The sequence below is a fragment of the Pseudomonas sp. JY-Q genome, assembly GCF_001655295.1.
Lineage (GTDB): Bacteria > Pseudomonadota > Gammaproteobacteria > Pseudomonadales > Pseudomonadaceae > Aquipseudomonas > Aquipseudomonas alloputida.
Genome location: NZ_CP011525.1, coordinates 2,867,805 through 2,884,312 on the forward strand (window position 1 = coordinate 2,867,805; position 16,508 = coordinate 2,884,312).

Here is a 16,508-nt window from a genome sequence, read left to right on the forward strand (position 1 = left end):
GGCGCCGCGTTGGGCAGACTCAGAGTCCGGTCATCTTCAGTGCCGATTCCGGCAGGCGTTCACCGTGCACTTGAATCTGCGCCATCTGTTGGTTGATCTCGCGCAGATCGTCACCGGTCAATTGCAGTTCGACTGCGCCCAGGTTCTCTTCCAGTCGATGGGGTTTGGTCGTGCCTGGGATCGGCACAATCCACGGTCTCTGTGCGAGCAACCAGGCCAGCGCCACTTGCGCCGGCGTGGCGTGTTTGCGTTGCGCGACGGCTTTCACCACCTCGACCAATGCCAGATTGGCCTTGCGCGCTTCAGGGGAAAAACGCGGGACGAAGTTGCGGAAATCGCTGGCATCGAACTGCGTGTGCTCATCGATCTGGCCGGTGAGGAAACCGGCTCCGAGGGGACTGAACGGTACGAAACCGATTCCCAGTTCTTCCAGTACGGCCAGCAGCTCCAACTCCGGGCCTCGCCAGAACAGCGAATATTCGCTCTGCACCGCTGTGACCGCTTGCACCGCGTGCGCCCGGCGAATGGTTTGCACACCCGCCTCAGATAAGCCGAAATGCTTGACCTTGCCCTCAGCGATCAGATCCTTGACGGTGCCGGCGACGTCTTCGATGGGGACCTGCGGATCGACGCGGTGCTGATAAAACAGGTCGATGCAATCGGTGCGCAGACGCTTCAACGACGCCTCGGCCACGGCGCGTATATGTTCCGGGCGGCTGTTGGTTCCACCGCCGCGTGCGCCGGTGATCAGGTCGATATCGAAGCCGAACTTGGTGGCGATGACGACCTGATCGCGGATCGGCTGCAAGGCCTCGCCCAGCAGTTCTTCATTGGCGAACGGGCCATACGCTTCGGCGGTGTCGAACAAAGTGATGCCTTGCTCGTGGGCCGAACGAATCAGCTTGATCATGCCGGCTTTGTCGGCAGCCGGCCCATAAGCCGAGGTCATGCTCATGCAGCCAAGGCCCAGTGCAGACACTTCCAGGCCATTGCCCAACGTGCGGATTTTCATGATGTCACTCCGTACAGAATTCGATTAACGCGTGCAGGGGTGATTGCTCAGCCAGCCGTTCACACGTTCCATGGTCTTGCGCTCCTGCTCACTCTCCATCACAAAACCTTCGAGAACCCTAACCTTAGGCGCGTGCTCGACCAGCACGCTGCGGCTGTTGCCCAAGCCATAACCGCCGTGGGTATTGAAGGGGATGAGGGTCTTGCCGGTCAGGTCGTGGGCGCTGAGAAAGGCGCGCACGATGGGCGGGGCGGTTTCACCCCAGATCGGAAAGCCGAGATAGATCGTGTCGTAGTCGCTGAGGGCGTGAACCTTGTTTTGCAGCTCGGGCTCGAAGCCGCTGTCACGCTCCTGACGCGCTTGCTCCACGGTTTGCAGATAGTCCTCGGGGTAGGCGTGGGCCGGGCGAATCTCGAAGAGATCGGCACCGAGTCCACGCTGGATCAGCCCGGCGACCACGCGGGTATTGCCTGAGCGCGAGAAGTACGCGACCAGAATCCGCGAGCCTGAGCGCGGTGTTTGACGGACGCCTTGCGTGTCGGCGAGCGACAGCAGCGGGGCGCTGGCCAGTGCGGCGATCACCGTGCGCCGCAGCGGGTCGTGATCGTTGCTCATCGACCCACGCGCGCCTTAAGGGCCTCGGGATAACGCTCGCCTTCGATGCGAATCTGCGCCAGCGCTGTATCAATTGCCTTAAGTTCGAAGGCGTCAAGCGTGATGTCCGCGCCGCCGAGGTTTTCTTCCAGGCGATGCAGTTTGGTTGTCCCCGGAATCGGCACAATCCATGGCGCCTGAGCGAGCAGCCATGCCAGTGCGATCTGTGCGGGTGTCGCTTGTTTCTGCGCGGCGATCTGACGAATCAACACCACCAGTCCCTGATTGGCTTGCAGCGCCGACTGACTGAAACGGGGAACGATGCTGCGGAAATCGTCGCTGCCGTAAGTGGCCTGCGCCGACACCGTGCCGGTGAGAAAACCTTTGCCCAATGGGCTGAACGGCACGAGGCCGATGCCTAACTCCCACAGCGTCGGCAGGATTTCCTGCTCAGGCTCGCGCCACCACAGCGAGTATTCGCTTTGCAACGCTGCGACCGGCTGCACCGCGTGCGCACGGCGAATGGTCTGCGCACCAGCTTCTGACAGGCCGAAGTGCTTGACCTTACCTTCGCCAATCAAGTCTTTCACCACCCCGGCGACGTCCTCGATCGGCACATCCGGATCGACGCGGTGCTGGTAAAGCAGATCGATGTAATCGGTCTTCAGTCGACGCAACGAACCCTCGACCGCGACCCGGATGTGCTCAGGGCGGCTGTTGAGAATCTGCTGTTTATTGTCGTCGCCGAAGGTGAAGCCGAACTTGGTGGCGATGACCACTTGATCGCGCACCGGGGCGAGGGCTTCGCCTACCACTTGTTCGTTCAGGTAAGGGCCGTAAACCTCGGCGGTATCGAAGAGCGTGACGCCTCGGTCAACCGCCGATCGGATCAGCGCAATGGCTTGTTTTGTGTCAGTCGCCGGGCCGTAGCCATGGCTCAGTCCCATGCAACCCAAACCCAGGGCTGACACTTCGAGTGAACTGTTTCCGAGTGTGCGCTTGTGCATTTGGATCTCCCGACATTTGGCGTTGGGAGAACAGTAAGCGAGCTAACGAGCGGGGACTAGACGGTGAAATCGGCAAGGGTTCATGAGGTTTGCTCATCAGTCCCAGAAATCGGGAGGTGGCGACTGTGTCCTCATGGACGCCTAGACGCCCTAAGCAAGTGCTCAGAAACAGGCCGTTCGCGTAATAGTAAATAATCGAGCGACCGCTTCTGGTCGAAAGCGGCCGGTCGTGAATGCCAATTTACGACCCAAGCCCATCCTTCGCGAAGATAGGCGTGCGGCCAGAGCGGATGGCTTGAATCAGACCTGCTATCCAAGTCGAAACGGGAGCCTGCTTGGCGGGCTTACTGAAACAATCCGCGAACGACTTCCCTCAACCATCGATTTCCATTGTCCTGATGATAGCGGGCATGCCAATGCTGTTTGACCGTGAACCCCTCCACTTCGAACGGGCAGTCATGGACCTGTAGCCCATGCATATCGGCCAGTGTCTGCCCGATATGCCGCGGCAAGGTGCCCAGGAGATCGGTAGTCCCGATTATCATCCCTAACCCGAGAAACGCTGGCAGCTCGAGCATGATCCGCCGTTCTATCCCGGCCCGCGCCAATCCCGCTTCCAGCAGCTTCTGCCCGGTGCCGAAACTGATCTGCACATGCCCCTCGGCCCGATACCGCTCCAGGCTCATGCCATCGCCCAGGCGCGGATGCTGCGGGTTGCTCAGGCACACCCAGTCCTGCTCGAACAGCACCTGCTGATACATCCCCCCTCCCAGCCAAGGCACGAAGCCGATGGCCAGGTCCGCTTCGCCCGACTCCAGCGCGCTCTCGGTATTGCCGTCGATCCGCGCCGCCTCCAGGCGGATGCCCGGTGCATGGCTGCGCAGATGGTTGAGGATGCTGGGCAGCAAGGTGATGTGGCTGGCATCGCTGACACACAGGCGAAAACGCCGCTGCGCTGTGGCGGCGATGAACTGTGGCTCCCAGGCGGTCAGCCGGCGCAGCGATTCCAGCACCTCGCGGCACGGCCCTATCAGCTGATCGGCGCGGGGGGTAGGGGCCATGCCGCCCGGCGTACGCACGAACAGCGGGTCGTTCAATTGTTCGCGCAGGCGCGCCAGCCAGATGCTGATGGTCGGCTGGCTCTGCCCTAACTGTTCGGCGGCGCGGGTCACGCTGCGGCATTGGTACAGCACGTCGAACAGCTGCAGCAGCTTGGGTTCGGGCAGGGCCTCCAGGGTAGTCATTATTGAGATTCTCAATAGCTGTATTGAGGTCATTGTATAGCGCAAATAAACCCCGCTGCATAAGGTGATCGCAAATCACAGGAGGTCTGCGACGTGAAAATCTGCATTCTGGGCGCCGGTGCACTGGGGTGCGCCATTGGCGCAGCCCTGAGCGAGGCAGGGCATGAAACCTGGCTGCTGAACCGCGGCCGCGCGCACGTCGAGGCGATGAACCAGCATGGGCTGCGGGTACAGGACGAACGGGGCGAGCGCTATGTACCGGTCAACGCGGCCATTGAAGCCGAAGATGTTGGCGTGACCGATTTGGTGGTGGTGCTGGTGAAGTCGTTTCACACTGCCGAGGCCATCGCCGGTGCCCTCGCGCTGATAGGCCCACAGACGCTGGTGCTGTCGCTGCAGAACGGGCTCGGCCACGAGGACATCCTGGCCGAAGTGGTGGGGCGCGAGCGGGTGCTGGCTGGCAAGACCTATGTCGGCGGCGTGCTCCTCGCACCGGGCTCGATCCGCGCCGGTGTGGCCGGCAAACAGACTTTCATCGGTGAGCTCGACGGCCAGCTGACGCCCCGCGTGCAGGCCATCGCCGAAGCGTTCAACAATGCCGGGCTGGCCACCACGGTCAGCGACAACATCCTCGGCACCATGTGGGACAAGCTGCTGGTCAACGTCGCCACCGGTGCATTGAGCGGCATCACCATGCTCAGCTACGGCCAGCTGTACAGCTCGCCGCTGCTGGAAAGCACCGCCAAGGCCGCCGTGGCCGAGGCCATTGCCGTGGCCGAGCGCGCCGGCATCCGCTTGAGCCTGACCAGCCCCGAGGCTGCCTGGTCACTGGCCGCCGAGGGTCTGCCGGCGAGCTTCCGCACCTCGATGCTGCAGAGCCTGGAAAAAAACTCGATCACCGAAATCGACTTCATCAACGGCTCCGTCGTGCGCTGGGGCCAGCGCCATGGCGTGGCCACGCCGGTCAACGCGACCCTGGTGGCCTGCATCAAGGGTATCGAGCGCGCCATGGCCGATCACCAGAAGAGGGAAACCCCATGAGCCAGTCAAAAGCCTACCTCGAACACGTGGCGTTCTGGGTGCAGGACATTCAGTGGCATATCCGCTTTTTCAGCGAGGTGTGCGGCATGACCATGCGTGAAGTGCAGGGTGACGTCGAGCAGCCGGCACAGTACTGGACCCTCGGCGGCCTGCAGTTCATTCACCAGCCGGACTTCGCTGGCCCGGAAGGGCGCCTGGCGCACCTGGGCATCATGTGCGAAGACCTGGAAGCGGCGCTGGCCGCCGCCCAACGCTTTGGCGTCAGTGAGATGCCCCAGGGCCGCAACTGGCTGCGCCTGCCTGATGGCCTGGCGGTGGAGTTCATCCAGGCGCTGCCGGCCAAATGCGTAGCCCAGGCACTGGCCATCGACCCGCGCGCGGAGGTGCAGGCATGAGCATGATTGAAAAGTACTGGGACGATGCCCGCGAAGGCGATGAGTGCATCAGCCCGACCTACACCGTGACCCGCGAACGCATCCTGGCCTACGCCGACCTCACCGGCGACCACACCCCGGTGCATGTCGACGAGGCCTACGCCAACGCCAGCCACTTTGGCTGCCTGGTCGCCCACGGCCTGTTCGGGCTGTCGATCGCCGACGGCCTGAAGACCCAGTGCGAGTACCGCTTCGTGCCGGGCATGTCGCTGGGCTGGACCTGGGACTTCGTGCTGCCGATCAAGGTCTACGACGTGCTTCACGTGCGCATGCGGGTGGGGGCGATGCGCCCGAGCAACAGCCGACCTGGCTGGGGCATCGTGGTGCTGCCTTCGGAACTGATCAACCAGCACGGCGAAGTCGTGCAACGTGGCGAGCACCGGTTGATGGTGCCGCGGAGGGCAGCAGCATGAGCCAGGCATTGCCATTGGCGGGTATCCGCGTCATTGACTACAGCCACTTCCTCGCCGGCCCCTATGTCGGCCGTTGCCTGGCGGCGCTCGGCGCAGAGGTGATCAAGGTCGAGCGGCCGGGTAGCGGCGACGCTGGCCGCCAGCATGCGTTCACCCTGGACGACCAGCAGAGCGGCTATTTCCTGCAGCTGAACATGGGCAAGCAGGGCGTCAGCGTCAACATGAAAGACCCGAGCGGCAAGGCGTTCATGCAGCGCCTGACCGATTCGGCCGACGTGTTCATCGAGAACTACCGCCCCGGCGCACTGGACAAGCTGGGCCTGGGCTACGCCGAGCTGTCGGCGCGCAACCCGCGCCTGGTGTACTGCTCGATTTCCGCCTACGGCCATACCGGGCCGGACGCCCACCGCGCCGGCTTCGGCCTGATCGCCGAGGCCAAGAGCGGGATCATGCAGATGGTGGGCGTGCCGGGCGAGGCACCGCCGCTGCTGCGTATTTCCCTGGGCGACATGTACACCGGCATCCACGCGGTGGCGGCGATCAATGCCGCGCTGCTCGGCCGGGTGAGCAGTGGCCGAGGCCAGCACATCGACATGGCGCTGTACGACACCCTGGTGTCGATGCACGAATACGCGGTGCAGTGTTACACGCTGTCCGGTGGCACTGTGTTGCCCCAGCAGACCGGCCACGACATGCCCACTTCGACCCTGTACGGCGTGTTCCGCGCCACCGACGGCGACCTGGTGATCGCCGCCCAGGTCGACGATGCCTGGCAGCGCTTCGCGGCCATGCTCGAAGCCAACGGCGGCCCGCCCGGGTTCGGTAGCGACCGCCGCTACCACAGCCTCAACGGCCGCAATGCCCACCGCGAGGCGATCCTGGCGGTGGTCCGCGACTGGGTTGGCGCGCGTCGGGTGGCCGAGATCCTCGCGTTGCTCGATGGCATCGACATCCCCAGTGCCAAGGTTCAACGCATCGACGAAGTGCTGGCCGACCCGCAGATCCAGGCACGCAACATGGTCATCGAGCAGCAGCACCCACGCTACGGCACGCTGCGCCTGGCCAACCTGCCGTTCCGCTTTTCCGACTGCGACACCACGATTCACCAAGTAGCCCCGGACCTTGGCCAGCACAACGCCGAAGTGGCCGCCGGGCTTGGCTTCAGCCCTGAAGAAATCACTGCCTTGCAGGCGGATGGCGTGTTGTTTACCCACGGAGATGCACGATGAGCGACCGCTACGCAGTGATCGGCCGACCGATCAACCACACCAAGTCCCCGCTGATTCATGGCCTGTTCGCCCAGGCCAGCAACCAGCAGCTGGAATACGGGGCTATCGAGGGCTCGCTGGACGACTTCGAAGCCCAGGTACTGCAGTTTCGTAGCGAAGGCGGGAAGGGCATGAACATCACTGCCCCGTTCAAGCTGCGTGCTTTCGAGCTGGCCGACCGGCGCAGCGAGCGGGCGCAATTGGCACGGGCGGCCAATGCGCTGAAGTTCGAGGATGGCTGCATCGTCGCCGAGAACTTCGATGGCATCGGTTTGCTGCGGGACATCGAGGAGAACCTTGGCGAGCCGCTGCGCAACCGCCGTGTGCTGCTGCTGGGCGCTGGCGGCGCGGTGCGCGGGGCGTTGCTGCCGTTCCTGCAGGCGGGCCCACGCGAGCTGGTGATCGCCAACCGGGACATGGCCAAGGCGCTGGCGCTGCGTAACGAGCTCGATCACCCGCGTCTGCGCATCAGCCGCTACGAAGCGCTGGAAGGGCAATCGTTCGACATCGTGGTCAACGCCACCTCGGCGAGCCTGACCGCTGACTTGCCGCCACTGCCGGCTGATGTGCTGGGTGAGGCGGCCTTGGCCTACGAGCTGGCCTATGGCAAAGGCCTCACGCCTTTCCTGCGCCTGGCTCGCGAGCAGGGCCAGGCGCGCCTGGCCGATGGCGTCGGCATGCTGGTGGAGCAGGCCGCCGAGGCGTTTGCCTGGTGGCGCGGGGTGCGGCCCGACACACGTGCCGTGATCGATCAGCTGACGATTCCCCTGGAGTAGGTCGATGGTCGCCAATGTACTGATGCTGCATGGCATCAACCACAACATGTTCGGCAAGCGCGACCCGCGCCAGTACGGCACAGCGACCCTGGCCGACATCGACCAGGCGTTGCAGGCCCTGGGCGAAGAGCTGGGGGCGCAGGTCGTGAGCTTCCAGAGCAACTTCGAGGGCGCCCTGTGCGAACGCATCCATCAGGCCTATGAGGACCGGGTGGATGCGGTGCTGATCAATGCCGGTGCCTGGACGCATTACAGCTACGGCATTCGTGATGCATTGGCCATTATCGAAGTGCCGGTGGTAGAAGTGCACATGTCCAACATCCATGCCAGGGAGCCGTTCCGCCATCACTCGGTATTTGCCGAGGTGGTGCGCGGGCAGATCTGCGGGTTTGGTGTCGAAACCTACCTGCTGGCGCTGCGTGCGGCGATGAGCATGGTCTGAGCAGGGCCGCATGGCTCGGCGCTCTGAGCGGGTTTACCCGCGAAGCAGGTGACGCGGGGCATGGCACCGGGTGCGCCGGTGTTCGCGGGTAAACCCGCTCCTACAATCGAGACTCTCCTTTTGCAGAAGGAACTGAACCCTTGGCCACCCCCGCAGTCCCCAACACCGGCATCGCCTTGCTGGTCGCCGTCACCTTCTTCATGGAAAACCTCGACGCCACCGTCATCGCCACCGCGCTGCCGCAGATGGCCCGTGACTTCGCCGAGAACCCGGTCAGCCTGAACATCGGCATCAGCGCCTACCTGCTGGCGGTGGCGGTGTTCATCCCGCTCAGCGGCTGGGTCGCCGACCGCTTCGGCGCGCGCCAGGTGTTCGCCGGGGCCATTGGCCTGTTCACCCTGGCCTCGTGGCTGTGCGGATTGGCACAAACCTTGGAAACCTTCGTCGCCGCACGGGTGCTGCAAGGCATCGGTGGCGCGCTGATGGTACCGGTCGGGCGTCTGGTGGTGCTGCGCACCACCGAGAAGCAGGACCTGGTGAAGGTGCTTGCGGTGATCACCTGGCCCGGGTTGGTGGCGCCGGTCCTCGGCCCACCGATTGGCGGGTTGATCGTCACCCACCTGTCGTGGCCGTGGATCTTCTACCTGAACATCCCGCTCGGCCTGCTGGCCATCGCAGCGGCGTGGTGGCTGGTCCCCAACACGCGTGCCAGTGAAGCGCGCCGTTTCGACTGGCTCGGCTTCGTCTTCCTCGCTTCGGCCTGCGCGACCTGGTTGCTGGGCCTGGAGATGCTCGGCTCGCTGTCGGGCGACGGCCTCGGCACAGGCGCTGCACTGGTGGCCGTGGGGGGGCTGCTGACCTGGCTGTCGATCCGCCATTGCCAGCGTCACCCGGCGCCGCTGCTACCGCGGGCTACCCTAGGCATCGCCACGTTCCGCGCCAGCATCATCGGCGGCACGTTGTTCCGCCTGTCGATCAGCGCCTTGCCGTTCCTGATTCCGCTGTTGCTGCAGATCGGTTTCGGCTATTCGCCGGTGGATGCCGGGTTGCTGGTGCTGGCGATCTTCGTCGGCAACCTCGCGATGAAACCGTTCACCACCGGGCTGCTGCGCCGCCACGGCTTTCGTCGAGTGCTGCTGGTCAATGGCTTGATCGGCGTCGGTTGCATTCTCGCGTGCTTGCTCCTGCAGCAGGACATGCCGTGGTACTGGATGGCGCTGGTGCTGTTCATTGGCGGGCTGTCTCGTTCCATGCAGTTCACCACCTACAACGCCATCGGGTTTGCCGAGGTGCCAAAAGCACAGATGGGCCAGGCGTCGACGCTGTTCAGCATGTTCTTCCAACTGGCGATGGCGCTCGGGGTTGCGATTGCGGCCCTGCTGCTGAGGGTCTCGACGATGCTGCGGGGGAGTGAAAGCGAGATGACAGTGGGCGACTTCCGCTGGGCGCTTGTCGGTATCGGCCTGATTGCTTGCGCCGCGTTGGTTGATGCAGTACGCCTGCCGGCCAATGCTGGTGAACAGGTATTGCGTACTTAGCTGTGTTGGGTTCACGGCCACGTCATCAGGGGGACAGGTGTTGGAATCGGGATCCTTTGGGCCATTAACGACCTACAGCGAACGGACAACCGATGACGGGTCGATAGCGGTCATTCACGATCGGCAGCTTTTCGCCCCAAAGCGCACGGGCGTAAAGGGCAGCGGGCACTGAACAGGACGACGCAGATCAAGGCCGTAAGCGTTCCGCCGCCAGCGACGGCTCTTGAAGTGACCGTAGGTGTGGCGGGTGTCGTGCTGCCTACCCATCCAGCATGGATGGAAAGCCAGTAGCGACTTCCGTGACTGCATAGTACGGTCCGCCTTCAACAAGCCACCCGGTTCGTTGCCTTCACCCCCCACGGACCGGGGCTCTCATGACCTGGGAGGTCGAATGGAAGTCGCTACAACGATCAGTCAACAAGAACTGGATAACGCCTTGGTCGCGTTTGCACGCTACAAAATCGGAGAGATCAAGATCTTCGACCTGGAGCAGGCAATGCGCTTCGAAGCAGGCCAAGCCTTGTCCCAAAGCGGGCTGGTCCGGTTCTCAATTACCAAAATGGTGTCAGGACGTTATCGCATCAGCGATGAAGGAGAGAACGCCATCACAGAGGCTGGGCGGGATCGCCTTGAGGTGATCCGCGCCTGACCATAGGTCCAGCCTTGCGAAGGCCGCAGTCATGTTCTGCGGCCCTTTCGTGTCATATCACTTTCACCGCGCGACCAATGAACTTCACCGGCCCTGTCGGCAGACCGGTAGGCGAGCCACCGGCTTTCTCCAGCGTCAGCTCGAACAGTTGATTGGCCTCCAAGGGTGGCAAACTTTCCAGCGGAACTCGATAGGGTTCGCCTGGTTTGACCAGGCCAAGCGAAACCGGAGCACGCCATTGCTCGCCCTTGGTCCAGAACTGCAAGGCCATGCCGTCGGGGACCGTGTCCCGGCCCAGCGGCAGCAGGTCGATCATGTGGCTGTCGCTGGCCTGCACCACCCAGCCGGGGGCCTGGCTGTTCGGCGCCACCAGCACCACCAGGTATTGCGTGGTAGAGGGGGGCGTGGTCAGCAAGGTAAACGCCAGCAGCAGGCTTGCAGCCAGCCCAGCGGCGCTGAGCCCTTGCCACAGGCCGAGGCGTTGCCACCAGCGAGCCTGTGTGCGCGCTGCAGGCAGCTCGTCGAGGCTGCGCTGGATACGGCGCCACAGGCGGGGGCTTGGGGGCTGCGGGGTAGACAGCGCGGTCAGCTCCAGCAGCCGGGCCTCCCAGGCATCCACGGCGGCGCGAAGCGCGGGGTCGGTACGCAGGCGTTCGGCCGTCGCGGCATATTGCTCCGGCGACAAGGTCCCCAGCACATATTCCCCGGCGAGGCTGTCCAGTTCTTCGGCAGAATCGGGCTTCATTCCAGGCACTCCCGTAGCGCTTTGAGGCTGCGTTTGATCCAGGCCTTGACAGTGCCCAGTGGCGCGCCCAATAAACCGGCTATCTCGGCGTGGCTGCAGCCGTCCACGTAGGCGTGCAGGATGCAGCGTTGCGGTGCGGGCTGCAGTTGTTCAAGACAGCGGTAAATCTTTGCTGAGCCGGACCAGAGGTCAAGGTCATCAATCCTCCCGTGCAATGTTGACGCAGTTTCGGTGTCGGCATCGGTCAGTACAGTTTCACGGCGGGTATCACGTATCGAATTCAGCGCCAGGTGGCGGGTAATGCTGTAGATCCAGCCTCGAGCCGAGCCGCGCGCCGGGTCGAAGCTGGCAGCGCGGGTCCAGATGCGGATGATCGCATCGTGGACGATGTCTTCTGCGGTGGCGTCGTCACGTGCGATACGCCGGGCAACGCCCAGCAGGCGCGCGCCTTCGTGATCGTAGAGCGCCTGCAGGGCCCGCCGGTCACCCTGTGCACAGGCTAACAGGCAGCGGTGGAAGTCGAAGGGAGTGGCCGGCGAGTTCAACGTGTGTGGCTTCCTTGTGTAAGGCAAGTACCCCGGCCATCCAGCCGGGGGGCTTGCCATCGAGCGTAGATCATCACTCGCAGGGCGTTGGGTCAGGTGCGTGTCACTTGGCTGTCCAGAACACATAGTCAGCCTGGTACTGGACGACCTGCCTGGCACCTTTGTTCTGCGCCGTGCAGTCGACTGACGGCGCCACACCGCCGCGGGTGGCCAGGCGCTGGATGTAGCTGACCCCCTGCATGGCACCTTTGCCTTCGGCGGGGTTGGCCTTGACCAGTTGATAGGGGATGGCGCCTTTGTCCGCCGGTGCCACTGCCAACTGGGTGCCGGTGACTTTCGAGCCATCCTTGGCCTGCCAGGTAGCGGGTGGGCCAAAGTAGTCGCCCACCTGTTTACCGCCACGGTCATTGAGCACTGCCTTGGGGCCGACGAAAGTCCATTCGGTCTGACCGGGGGTGTTGGCCTTGTCGCGGCACTCGTAGGTGATCTCGCCGACGCCGACGGTTTCGAGCAGGACGCGATGGCCATCAGGGACTTTGACCGCTTCTGGCAGCGTGGTCTGGGCGTGGGCGGGCGGCAGCGCAAGGGCGAGGCTGCAGGCAAACAGGCAGGCGGAGTATTTGAAGTTCATGGGCAGTGCTCCTGAAAGTCATTGGGCTGGGCAGTCAAAGGCCGCCCACTGTCAATACCCGCCAACGGGCGGACTGGATGCACTGAATGAAAAAAAATGCGTAGCGAGATGAGCCTGCAAGTGCTTGCCTACCATCTCGAACGCGCGATGAGTCTCTTTGCTATCGCAGGACTGCTTTAACGCGCGCACCCCCGACAACCCCACGAGGACACTGCAAATGAAGCGTTTGTTACTGGGCCTGTTGCTTGCCGCATCGGGCGCTGCCCATGCCGGTATTCCGCTGTTGAACGCAACATGCCCCGGCAATATCGAGGTCCATGCCGATAAAGGTGGGCCTGTCTATATCAATGGCAAGGAAGCCACGCTGAAAAAATTCAATGACAACTATTTCGAGGCCAAAGATGGCGGGGTAACGGTATCGTTGTCGATCAACCCGGACGGCTCGCCTGACGTCTCGTATACCGGTAAGAACAAAGCCAATGGCGTATGCCAGATCAAGGACTGACTGCGCGATTGCGCTGTTTGGCTGGCGCGGTGCCAGCGGGCTGAACCTGGGCGCTGGAACGAGAATTGCTGTGACCCCTGAGACATTGATCATGCGGAGTACGCAGAGATGACTCAGGATGACCGCTATTACATGATTTTCAGCGTGGTTGCTGTGCTGGTACTGGATCTGGCGGCGACTTATGTGTTTCTCAATGCCATTCCCTGACCCCGGTTATGGGTCAGGCCTTACGCGTAATCGGGGCCAACGCAGGGTGTGAGGAAAACGCCCCGAACCCTATATAGCAAACAAACCTGATGCCCTGTTGTCGTTGCGCAGTAACATGGGCATGAGAAAACCAAAAAAAGGGCAGGCTGCTTGGCAACATTTCCCAGTTTTCGAGGGGGCTGCAGGAGCGTGTCGCGTGAAAAACTCAAGTTCGCGAGCAGGTGTAATACTGTTATTCGGGGCAGCCTCGTTGTTCGTCGCAGGCTGTGCGCAAAACCCTGATGTGCGTGACAGCCACGATTATACCGCTGGCACTACCGTGAAAAGCCCACCCGCCTACCTGGGCTGCGTTAAAGGCGAGCTGCAAGGGAATGTGAAAACCTATGAAGTCGAGGGTGATAACGCGATCAGGCTTTTCGTCGACAGCACTGACCCCGACAAGGCAGAGGGCCTTGTAGAGTTGCGGGGCACGGGAACCGAGCGCCACTTCACGGCCTATCAACGTGATGCCTGGTACGACCATGGCAGGTTGCTGGATGCTGCACTGATGTGTTCAAAAGCGTAATCATCCAACCCCACACCAATAGCCCGCCGTCGAGAGCGGGCTTTTTGTCTGCCGATCGCCTGCCCGGCAACGTTCAAAAAGGGCGGGTGGAGCCGGTATGGCCTGAGCAGCGTTGCTTTGCATTTGCCGGCCCCGCCCGTAATAATCGTTGTATTTGGATGGAGAGTCGCAGGTGGAAGCAAGAAGCGTAGTCGCCGAAATGTTCATTGGGATGCCGACGCATTTCTGGGTTTTGCCTGTTGCCGGCCTGGTTGCCTACTACGGGCTGAAGTGGTCCGCCAGATCCAGTAATCGTGCCACCCTGCTACAAGCCTCGACTTACCTGTTGCTGCTGGCACTGGCAGTGCTGCCCAACGGCTTTTATGCACTGTTTCCTCCTGCGCCCGAGCCAGATGTGCTGTTGAATCAAACGCCGTTGCCCAACTACGCAGGGCGCTTCTACCTGGATGCGTTCTATGTCTTCAGTGGCTGGGCGCTGAGCAAAGTGGTCAAGTTGAAGTTCAGCTGAGTCGCAGCGTGCTACCTGATGCACTGAATGGATCAGTATTTGCTTACCCCTTTTGAAACCGGTGCATCTGGGGGGATACGGCAATGCTCTCTGAGGATCTGTACATCATGTTCGTGATTGTTGGCAGTGTGCTGGCCCTGGATATAGCAGCCATCGTATTGTACAGGGGAGCCAAGCCCTGACCCCGGGTTTGGCTCGCAATGGCGCCGGAGTATCCTCAGGGCTTCAGCTTTTCTCCTGTACCTGCAGCACCGAACCTTTGTCGTCAGTTGCCAGCAATCCGATGGCGTCGGTGTCGTCTGATTGTCGCTCGGCAAGGGGTACGTCCGGCGAGCGAAAGATACTATGGCCCTGTTCACCGGTTTTAAGGGTGACGAGTTTGCCGTTCTGATAGAAGAACTGAGTGTGGTTGGCGTTCGTTTGCATGGTATGAAGCCCTGCCGAGTCGTGGTGTGATGTCCCTCGGGAGTTTCACTGTTGCGGCGTGCCCCGGCTACTGGCAGAAATATCAGGTGCGCTACACTGATCCCGCTTGGGCGTCGTCCTGCAGCAAGACTTTGGTTGATTAGTAACGCGGCGTCACGCCCGTTAGAATGCAGCGTATCCATAACGGTCGATTGCAAATGCCAGACTTTCGTATTTTTATCGCCACTGTGTTGGTTGCCAGCCTCGCCGGTTGCGCAAGCCCCGGCAAACCCACTGCCAGCAAACTGACCCAAAAATCGCCGCAGCAGTACGCCGCCTGTGTCCTGCCAAAATGGCAGGCGCTGGCCCCACAGGCCACGCAGAAGTCGATAGCCCATGGCTACCGGCTCACGGCGCCAAGCGCCGTGGCAAGCGACGATGTGCTTGATGTGGTTGACGCTCACGAGGGCAGCCGCGCGACCTTCTACAAGGGCAGCTTTCTGTCTGGCGACAAATTACGCCAGGCTGCCAAGCAATGCCTGGATTGAACCCGTGCCCCGAGCGGGTTGAGCCGCCCCGATCTCCTGCAGTTACCCCAACTCATCCCGCTTGTTCAAATGCTCGCATTTCACCTGCGCCTCCGTGCGGCTCGGATAGCTCGGCTTGAGCCGCTCCTTTGCCTGATTGTCATAAATGTCGAACCCTCCACACACGGTAGCGGCGTAGTAGCGGCTGCCAACGCGGAACGATTCCTTTTCGATCGGCACAGCGGGAACGATAACGAATCTTGGTTGCATTTTTCGTGCCTCCCCAGGCAGAGATTTAAGTATTAGTCTCACCGATCGCAAGCATCAAGCAGGCTCATGACGAAAGGCACTTGGCAACCATCGGTCGCCTCGGTAATGGTCATCGCTATTCCTGAATCGCACCAGGGGAACACTTTTTCACCGGGGTGGTCTGTTATAGCAGTTGGACCAGCCGGTATTAGCCAGGCTGAAACCCCGCCAAACAAGGGAATGGCGGTTGACTTAAGTTCACCCAGGTAAAGTTAGGTAAAAGCGGCCACGGCATATACACGGATCAGTATTGTGGTTTGTACTGTCCGGTTAAAGATGCCATTGATGAACATACTTCCGTCGCAGCCAAGCGCTGAACGCGGGGCGTTCTCCGGTTTCGAGGCGTGTCGCAATTCCCAGCAGGGCCCCGTGGTGATCCTCGCCTCCGGCGCTTCTGCCAAACATTTTCCGCTGGGCGAGTTTGCGCACTTGCCCATCATCGCCATGAATGGGTCGGTCGCCATGACCGCCGAACACGGCATCAAACCCTTCTTCTACGTGTGCACCGACAAAAGCTTTTGCCAGCAACAGCCGGCCTTGTTCGCCACTGCCGTGCGCGACAGCGAACGCCTGGCCTTGTGGCCAGAGCAGTATGCGCGTACCGATGTGCCAGCTCACACCCAGTGTTATGCCTTGCACAAAGCCGACACGCCGAGCCTGCTGGACGGTTTGCGCGGCCAGGGTGACAGTTGCGTGTGCAACCGGGCACTGTGGAGCAAACGCAGCCGCTCGATCGCCTTCAGTAAAGACATGGGCCATGGCTTTTTCGATGCCCGCACGGTGGCTTATGTGGCCTTGCAGTTGGCCTATCACCTGGGCTTCGAGGAAGTGTTGCTGGTGGGGGTAGACCTCGACCAGAGCGTCGGGCGCTTTTACGAGGACGGCCAGGGCCCTTCTTCGCCGTGCGGGCTCGACCAGCATTGGGACAGCCGCATCCTGCCGTCGTTGAAGCTGATGGCCAGGGAAGTGGTCAGCGAGCATTTCCACGTCTACAACCTATCGGCAACATCGCGCATTCCCGCTGAGCTGATACCCAAGGTCACGCTCAGCCAGGCGCGGCACATTGCCGGCTGCGCAATGAACTGAGCAAGAAAGCGGGTGCATCAAGGACTGTGGATGCGTACAGTGGGCCGATCGCAACTT

General features: G+C 61.9%; 22 protein-coding genes. 13 read left to right on the forward strand and 9 right to left on the reverse strand.

Annotated elements, in window-relative coordinates; all coding sequences use genetic code 11:
• Positions 1-19: 19 nt before the first annotated feature.
• The 4 genes from AA098_RS13015 to AA098_RS13030 form a co-directional block, all read right to left on the reverse strand.
• Positions 20-1,012: an aldo/keto reductase gene (locus AA098_RS13015; protein ID WP_003248228.1), complete on the reverse strand. Its 993-nt coding sequence runs from the start codon at positions 1,010-1,012 to the stop codon at positions 20-22.
• A 24-nt stretch (positions 1,013-1,036) separates the two neighbouring features.
• Entirely contained in the window at positions 1,037-1,627 is a 591-nt protein-coding gene (locus AA098_RS13020) for a flavodoxin (RefSeq protein WP_003248230.1), read from the reverse strand.
• Complete coding sequence (locus AA098_RS13025) at positions 1,624-2,613, reverse strand: aldo/keto reductase (protein WP_004576666.1); 990 nt, start codon at positions 2,611-2,613, stop codon at positions 1,624-1,626. Before AA098_RS13025 ends, AA098_RS13020 begins: the two co-directional genes overlap by 4 nt.
• A gap of 344 nt (positions 2,614-2,957) precedes the next feature.
• Complete coding sequence (locus AA098_RS13030) at positions 2,958-3,857, reverse strand: LysR family transcriptional regulator (RefSeq protein WP_003248234.1); 900 nt, start codon at positions 3,855-3,857, stop codon at positions 2,958-2,960.
• Between the two features lie 93 nt (positions 3,858-3,950).
• Here AA098_RS13030 and AA098_RS13035 point away from each other — a divergent pair, with 93 nt between their 5' ends.
• The 8 genes from AA098_RS13035 (at position 3,951) to AA098_RS13070 (ending at position 10,418) form a co-directional block, all read left to right on the forward strand.
• Positions 3,951-4,898: a ketopantoate reductase family protein gene (locus tag AA098_RS13035; RefSeq protein ID WP_064614322.1), complete on the forward strand. Its 948-nt coding sequence runs from the start codon at positions 3,951-3,953 to the stop codon at positions 4,896-4,898.
• A complete protein-coding gene (locus tag AA098_RS13040; protein ID WP_003248238.1) occupies positions 4,895-5,293 on the forward strand; it encodes a VOC family protein in 399 nt (132 codons plus the stop codon). Before AA098_RS13035 ends, AA098_RS13040 begins: the two co-directional genes overlap by 4 nt.
• Positions 5,290-5,745, forward strand: coding sequence for a MaoC family dehydratase (locus tag AA098_RS13045; protein ID WP_064614324.1), 456 nt, complete (start codon positions 5,290-5,292; stop codon positions 5,743-5,745). Before AA098_RS13040 ends, AA098_RS13045 begins: the two co-directional genes overlap by 4 nt.
• Positions 5,742-6,974 carry a CaiB/BaiF CoA-transferase family protein gene (locus tag AA098_RS13050; RefSeq protein ID WP_064614326.1) on the forward strand — a complete coding sequence of 411 codons (1,233 nt, stop codon included), beginning with the start codon at positions 5,742-5,744 and terminating at the stop codon, positions 6,972-6,974. Before AA098_RS13045 ends, AA098_RS13050 begins: the two co-directional genes overlap by 4 nt.
• The gene (gene aroE / locus AA098_RS13055; protein ID WP_014861125.1) at positions 6,971-7,789 is read left to right on the forward strand and encodes a shikimate dehydrogenase; all 819 of its coding nucleotides are present in this window, start codon (positions 6,971-6,973) and stop codon (positions 7,787-7,789) included. Before AA098_RS13050 ends, aroE begins: the two co-directional genes overlap by 4 nt.
• 4 nt (positions 7,790-7,793) lie before the next feature.
• Complete coding sequence (gene aroQ, locus AA098_RS13060; protein WP_003248245.1) at positions 7,794-8,231, forward strand: type II 3-dehydroquinate dehydratase; 438 nt, start codon at positions 7,794-7,796, stop codon at positions 8,229-8,231.
• Positions 8,232-8,371: 140 nt separating this feature from the next.
• Positions 8,372-9,769 carry an MFS transporter gene (locus tag AA098_RS13065; RefSeq protein ID WP_064614328.1) on the forward strand — a complete coding sequence of 466 codons (1,398 nt, stop codon included), beginning with the start codon at positions 8,372-8,374 and terminating at the stop codon, positions 9,767-9,769.
• 391 nt (positions 9,770-10,160) lie between these two features.
• Positions 10,161-10,418, forward strand: coding sequence for a hypothetical protein (locus AA098_RS13070; protein ID WP_064614329.1), 258 nt, complete (start codon positions 10,161-10,163; stop codon positions 10,416-10,418).
• A 52-nt stretch (positions 10,419-10,470) separates the two neighbouring features.
• Here the strand turns inward: AA098_RS13070 and AA098_RS13075 are convergent, their stop codons facing one another.
• From AA098_RS13075 to AA098_RS13085, 3 genes are all read right to left on the reverse strand, one after another.
• Complete coding sequence (locus tag AA098_RS13075; protein WP_064614331.1) at positions 10,471-11,163, reverse strand: anti-sigma factor domain-containing protein; 693 nt, start codon at positions 11,161-11,163, stop codon at positions 10,471-10,473.
• Positions 11,160-11,708: a sigma-70 family RNA polymerase sigma factor gene (locus AA098_RS13080; protein WP_064614333.1), complete on the reverse strand. Its 549-nt coding sequence runs from the start codon at positions 11,706-11,708 to the stop codon at positions 11,160-11,162. Before AA098_RS13080 ends, AA098_RS13075 begins: the two co-directional genes overlap by 4 nt.
• A 103-nt stretch (positions 11,709-11,811) precedes the next feature.
• The gene (locus AA098_RS13085) at positions 11,812-12,339 is read right to left on the reverse strand and encodes a DUF3455 domain-containing protein (protein ID WP_003248255.1); all 528 of its coding nucleotides are present in this window, start codon (positions 12,337-12,339) and stop codon (positions 11,812-11,814) included.
• 217 nt (positions 12,340-12,556) lie between these two features.
• On the opposite strand from AA098_RS13085, the gene AA098_RS13090 reads away from it, so the two are divergent.
• The 3 genes from AA098_RS13090 to AA098_RS13100 all read left to right on the forward strand — a co-directional run bounded on the left by AA098_RS13090 (position 12,557) and on the right by AA098_RS13100 (position 14,124).
• Positions 12,557-12,844: a hypothetical protein gene (locus tag AA098_RS13090; protein ID WP_064614335.1), complete on the forward strand. Its 288-nt coding sequence runs from the start codon at positions 12,557-12,559 to the stop codon at positions 12,842-12,844.
• 403 nt (positions 12,845-13,247) lie between these two features.
• Complete coding sequence (locus tag AA098_RS13095) at positions 13,248-13,616, forward strand: hypothetical protein (protein ID WP_060537975.1); 369 nt, start codon at positions 13,248-13,250, stop codon at positions 13,614-13,616.
• 199 nt (positions 13,617-13,815) lie between these two features.
• Entirely contained in the window at positions 13,816-14,124 is a 309-nt protein-coding gene (locus tag AA098_RS13100) for a hypothetical protein (RefSeq protein WP_003248263.1), read from the forward strand.
• A gap of 225 nt (positions 14,125-14,349) precedes the next feature.
• Here the strand turns inward: AA098_RS13100 and AA098_RS13105 are convergent, their stop codons facing one another.
• Positions 14,350-14,550 (reverse strand): hypothetical protein, encoded by a 201-nt coding sequence (locus tag AA098_RS13105; RefSeq protein ID WP_003248269.1) that lies wholly within the window; start codon positions 14,548-14,550, stop codon positions 14,350-14,352.
• Positions 14,551-14,717: 167 nt separating this feature from the next.
• Between AA098_RS13105 and AA098_RS13110 the strand changes: the two genes are divergently transcribed.
• Positions 14,718-15,077, forward strand: a complete 360-nt coding sequence (locus AA098_RS13110) for a hypothetical protein (RefSeq protein WP_033726762.1) — start codon at positions 14,718-14,720, stop codon at positions 15,075-15,077.
• 42 nt (positions 15,078-15,119) lie between these two features.
• On the opposite strand, the gene AA098_RS13115 is transcribed toward AA098_RS13110, so the two are convergent.
• Complete coding sequence (locus AA098_RS13115) at positions 15,120-15,326, reverse strand: hypothetical protein (RefSeq protein WP_003248274.1); 207 nt, start codon at positions 15,324-15,326, stop codon at positions 15,120-15,122.
• 324 nt (positions 15,327-15,650) lie between these two features.
• Here AA098_RS13115 and AA098_RS13120 point away from each other — a divergent pair, with 324 nt between their 5' ends.
• Positions 15,651-16,451 (forward strand): DUF115 domain-containing protein, encoded by an 801-nt coding sequence (locus AA098_RS13120; protein WP_003248275.1) that lies wholly within the window; start codon positions 15,651-15,653, stop codon positions 16,449-16,451.
• Positions 16,452-16,508: the final 57 nt, after the last annotated feature.

Coding starts and splice junctions, on each gene's coding strand:
- AA098_RS13025 (WP_004576666.1), bottom strand. CDS start 2,613: ATGCACAAGCGCACACTCGGAAACAGTTCACTCGAAGTGTCAGCCCTG.
- aroE (WP_014861125.1), top strand. CDS start 6,971: ATGAGCGACCGCTACGCAGTGATCGGCCGACCGATCAACCACACCAAG.
- AA098_RS13015 (WP_003248228.1), bottom strand. CDS start 1,012: ATGAAAATCCGCACGTTGGGCAATGGCCTGGAAGTGTCTGCACTGGGC.
- AA098_RS13075 (WP_064614331.1), bottom strand. CDS start 11,163: ATGAAGCCCGATTCTGCCGAAGAACTGGACAGCCTCGCCGGGGAATAT.
- AA098_RS13085 (WP_003248255.1), bottom strand. CDS start 12,339: ATGAACTTCAAATACTCCGCCTGCCTGTTTGCCTGCAGCCTCGCCCTT.
- AA098_RS13030 (WP_003248234.1), bottom strand. CDS start 3,857: ATGACTACCCTGGAGGCCCTGCCCGAACCCAAGCTGCTGCAGCTGTTC.
- AA098_RS13045 (WP_064614324.1), top strand. CDS start 5,290: ATGAGCATGATTGAAAAGTACTGGGACGATGCCCGCGAAGGCGATGAG.
- AA098_RS13120 (WP_003248275.1), top strand. CDS start 15,651: ATGAACATACTTCCGTCGCAGCCAAGCGCTGAACGCGGGGCGTTCTCC.
- AA098_RS13050 (WP_064614326.1), top strand. CDS start 5,742: ATGAGCCAGGCATTGCCATTGGCGGGTATCCGCGTCATTGACTACAGC.
- AA098_RS13100 (WP_003248263.1), top strand. CDS start 13,816: ATGTTCATTGGGATGCCGACGCATTTCTGGGTTTTGCCTGTTGCCGGC.
- AA098_RS13020 (WP_003248230.1), bottom strand. CDS start 1,627: ATGAGCAACGATCACGACCCGCTGCGGCGCACGGTGATCGCCGCACTG.
- AA098_RS13110 (WP_033726762.1), top strand. CDS start 14,718: ATGCAGCGTATCCATAACGGTCGATTGCAAATGCCAGACTTTCGTATT.
- AA098_RS13115 (WP_003248274.1), bottom strand. CDS start 15,326: ATGCAACCAAGATTCGTTATCGTTCCCGCTGTGCCGATCGAAAAGGAA.
- AA098_RS13105 (WP_003248269.1), bottom strand. CDS start 14,550: ATGCAAACGAACGCCAACCACACTCAGTTCTTCTATCAGAACGGCAAA.
- AA098_RS13090 (WP_064614335.1), top strand. CDS start 12,557: ATGAAGCGTTTGTTACTGGGCCTGTTGCTTGCCGCATCGGGCGCTGCC.
- aroQ (WP_003248245.1), top strand. CDS start 7,794: ATGGTCGCCAATGTACTGATGCTGCATGGCATCAACCACAACATGTTC.
- AA098_RS13070 (WP_064614329.1), top strand. CDS start 10,161: ATGGAAGTCGCTACAACGATCAGTCAACAAGAACTGGATAACGCCTTG.
- AA098_RS13040 (WP_003248238.1), top strand. CDS start 4,895: ATGAGCCAGTCAAAAGCCTACCTCGAACACGTGGCGTTCTGGGTGCAG.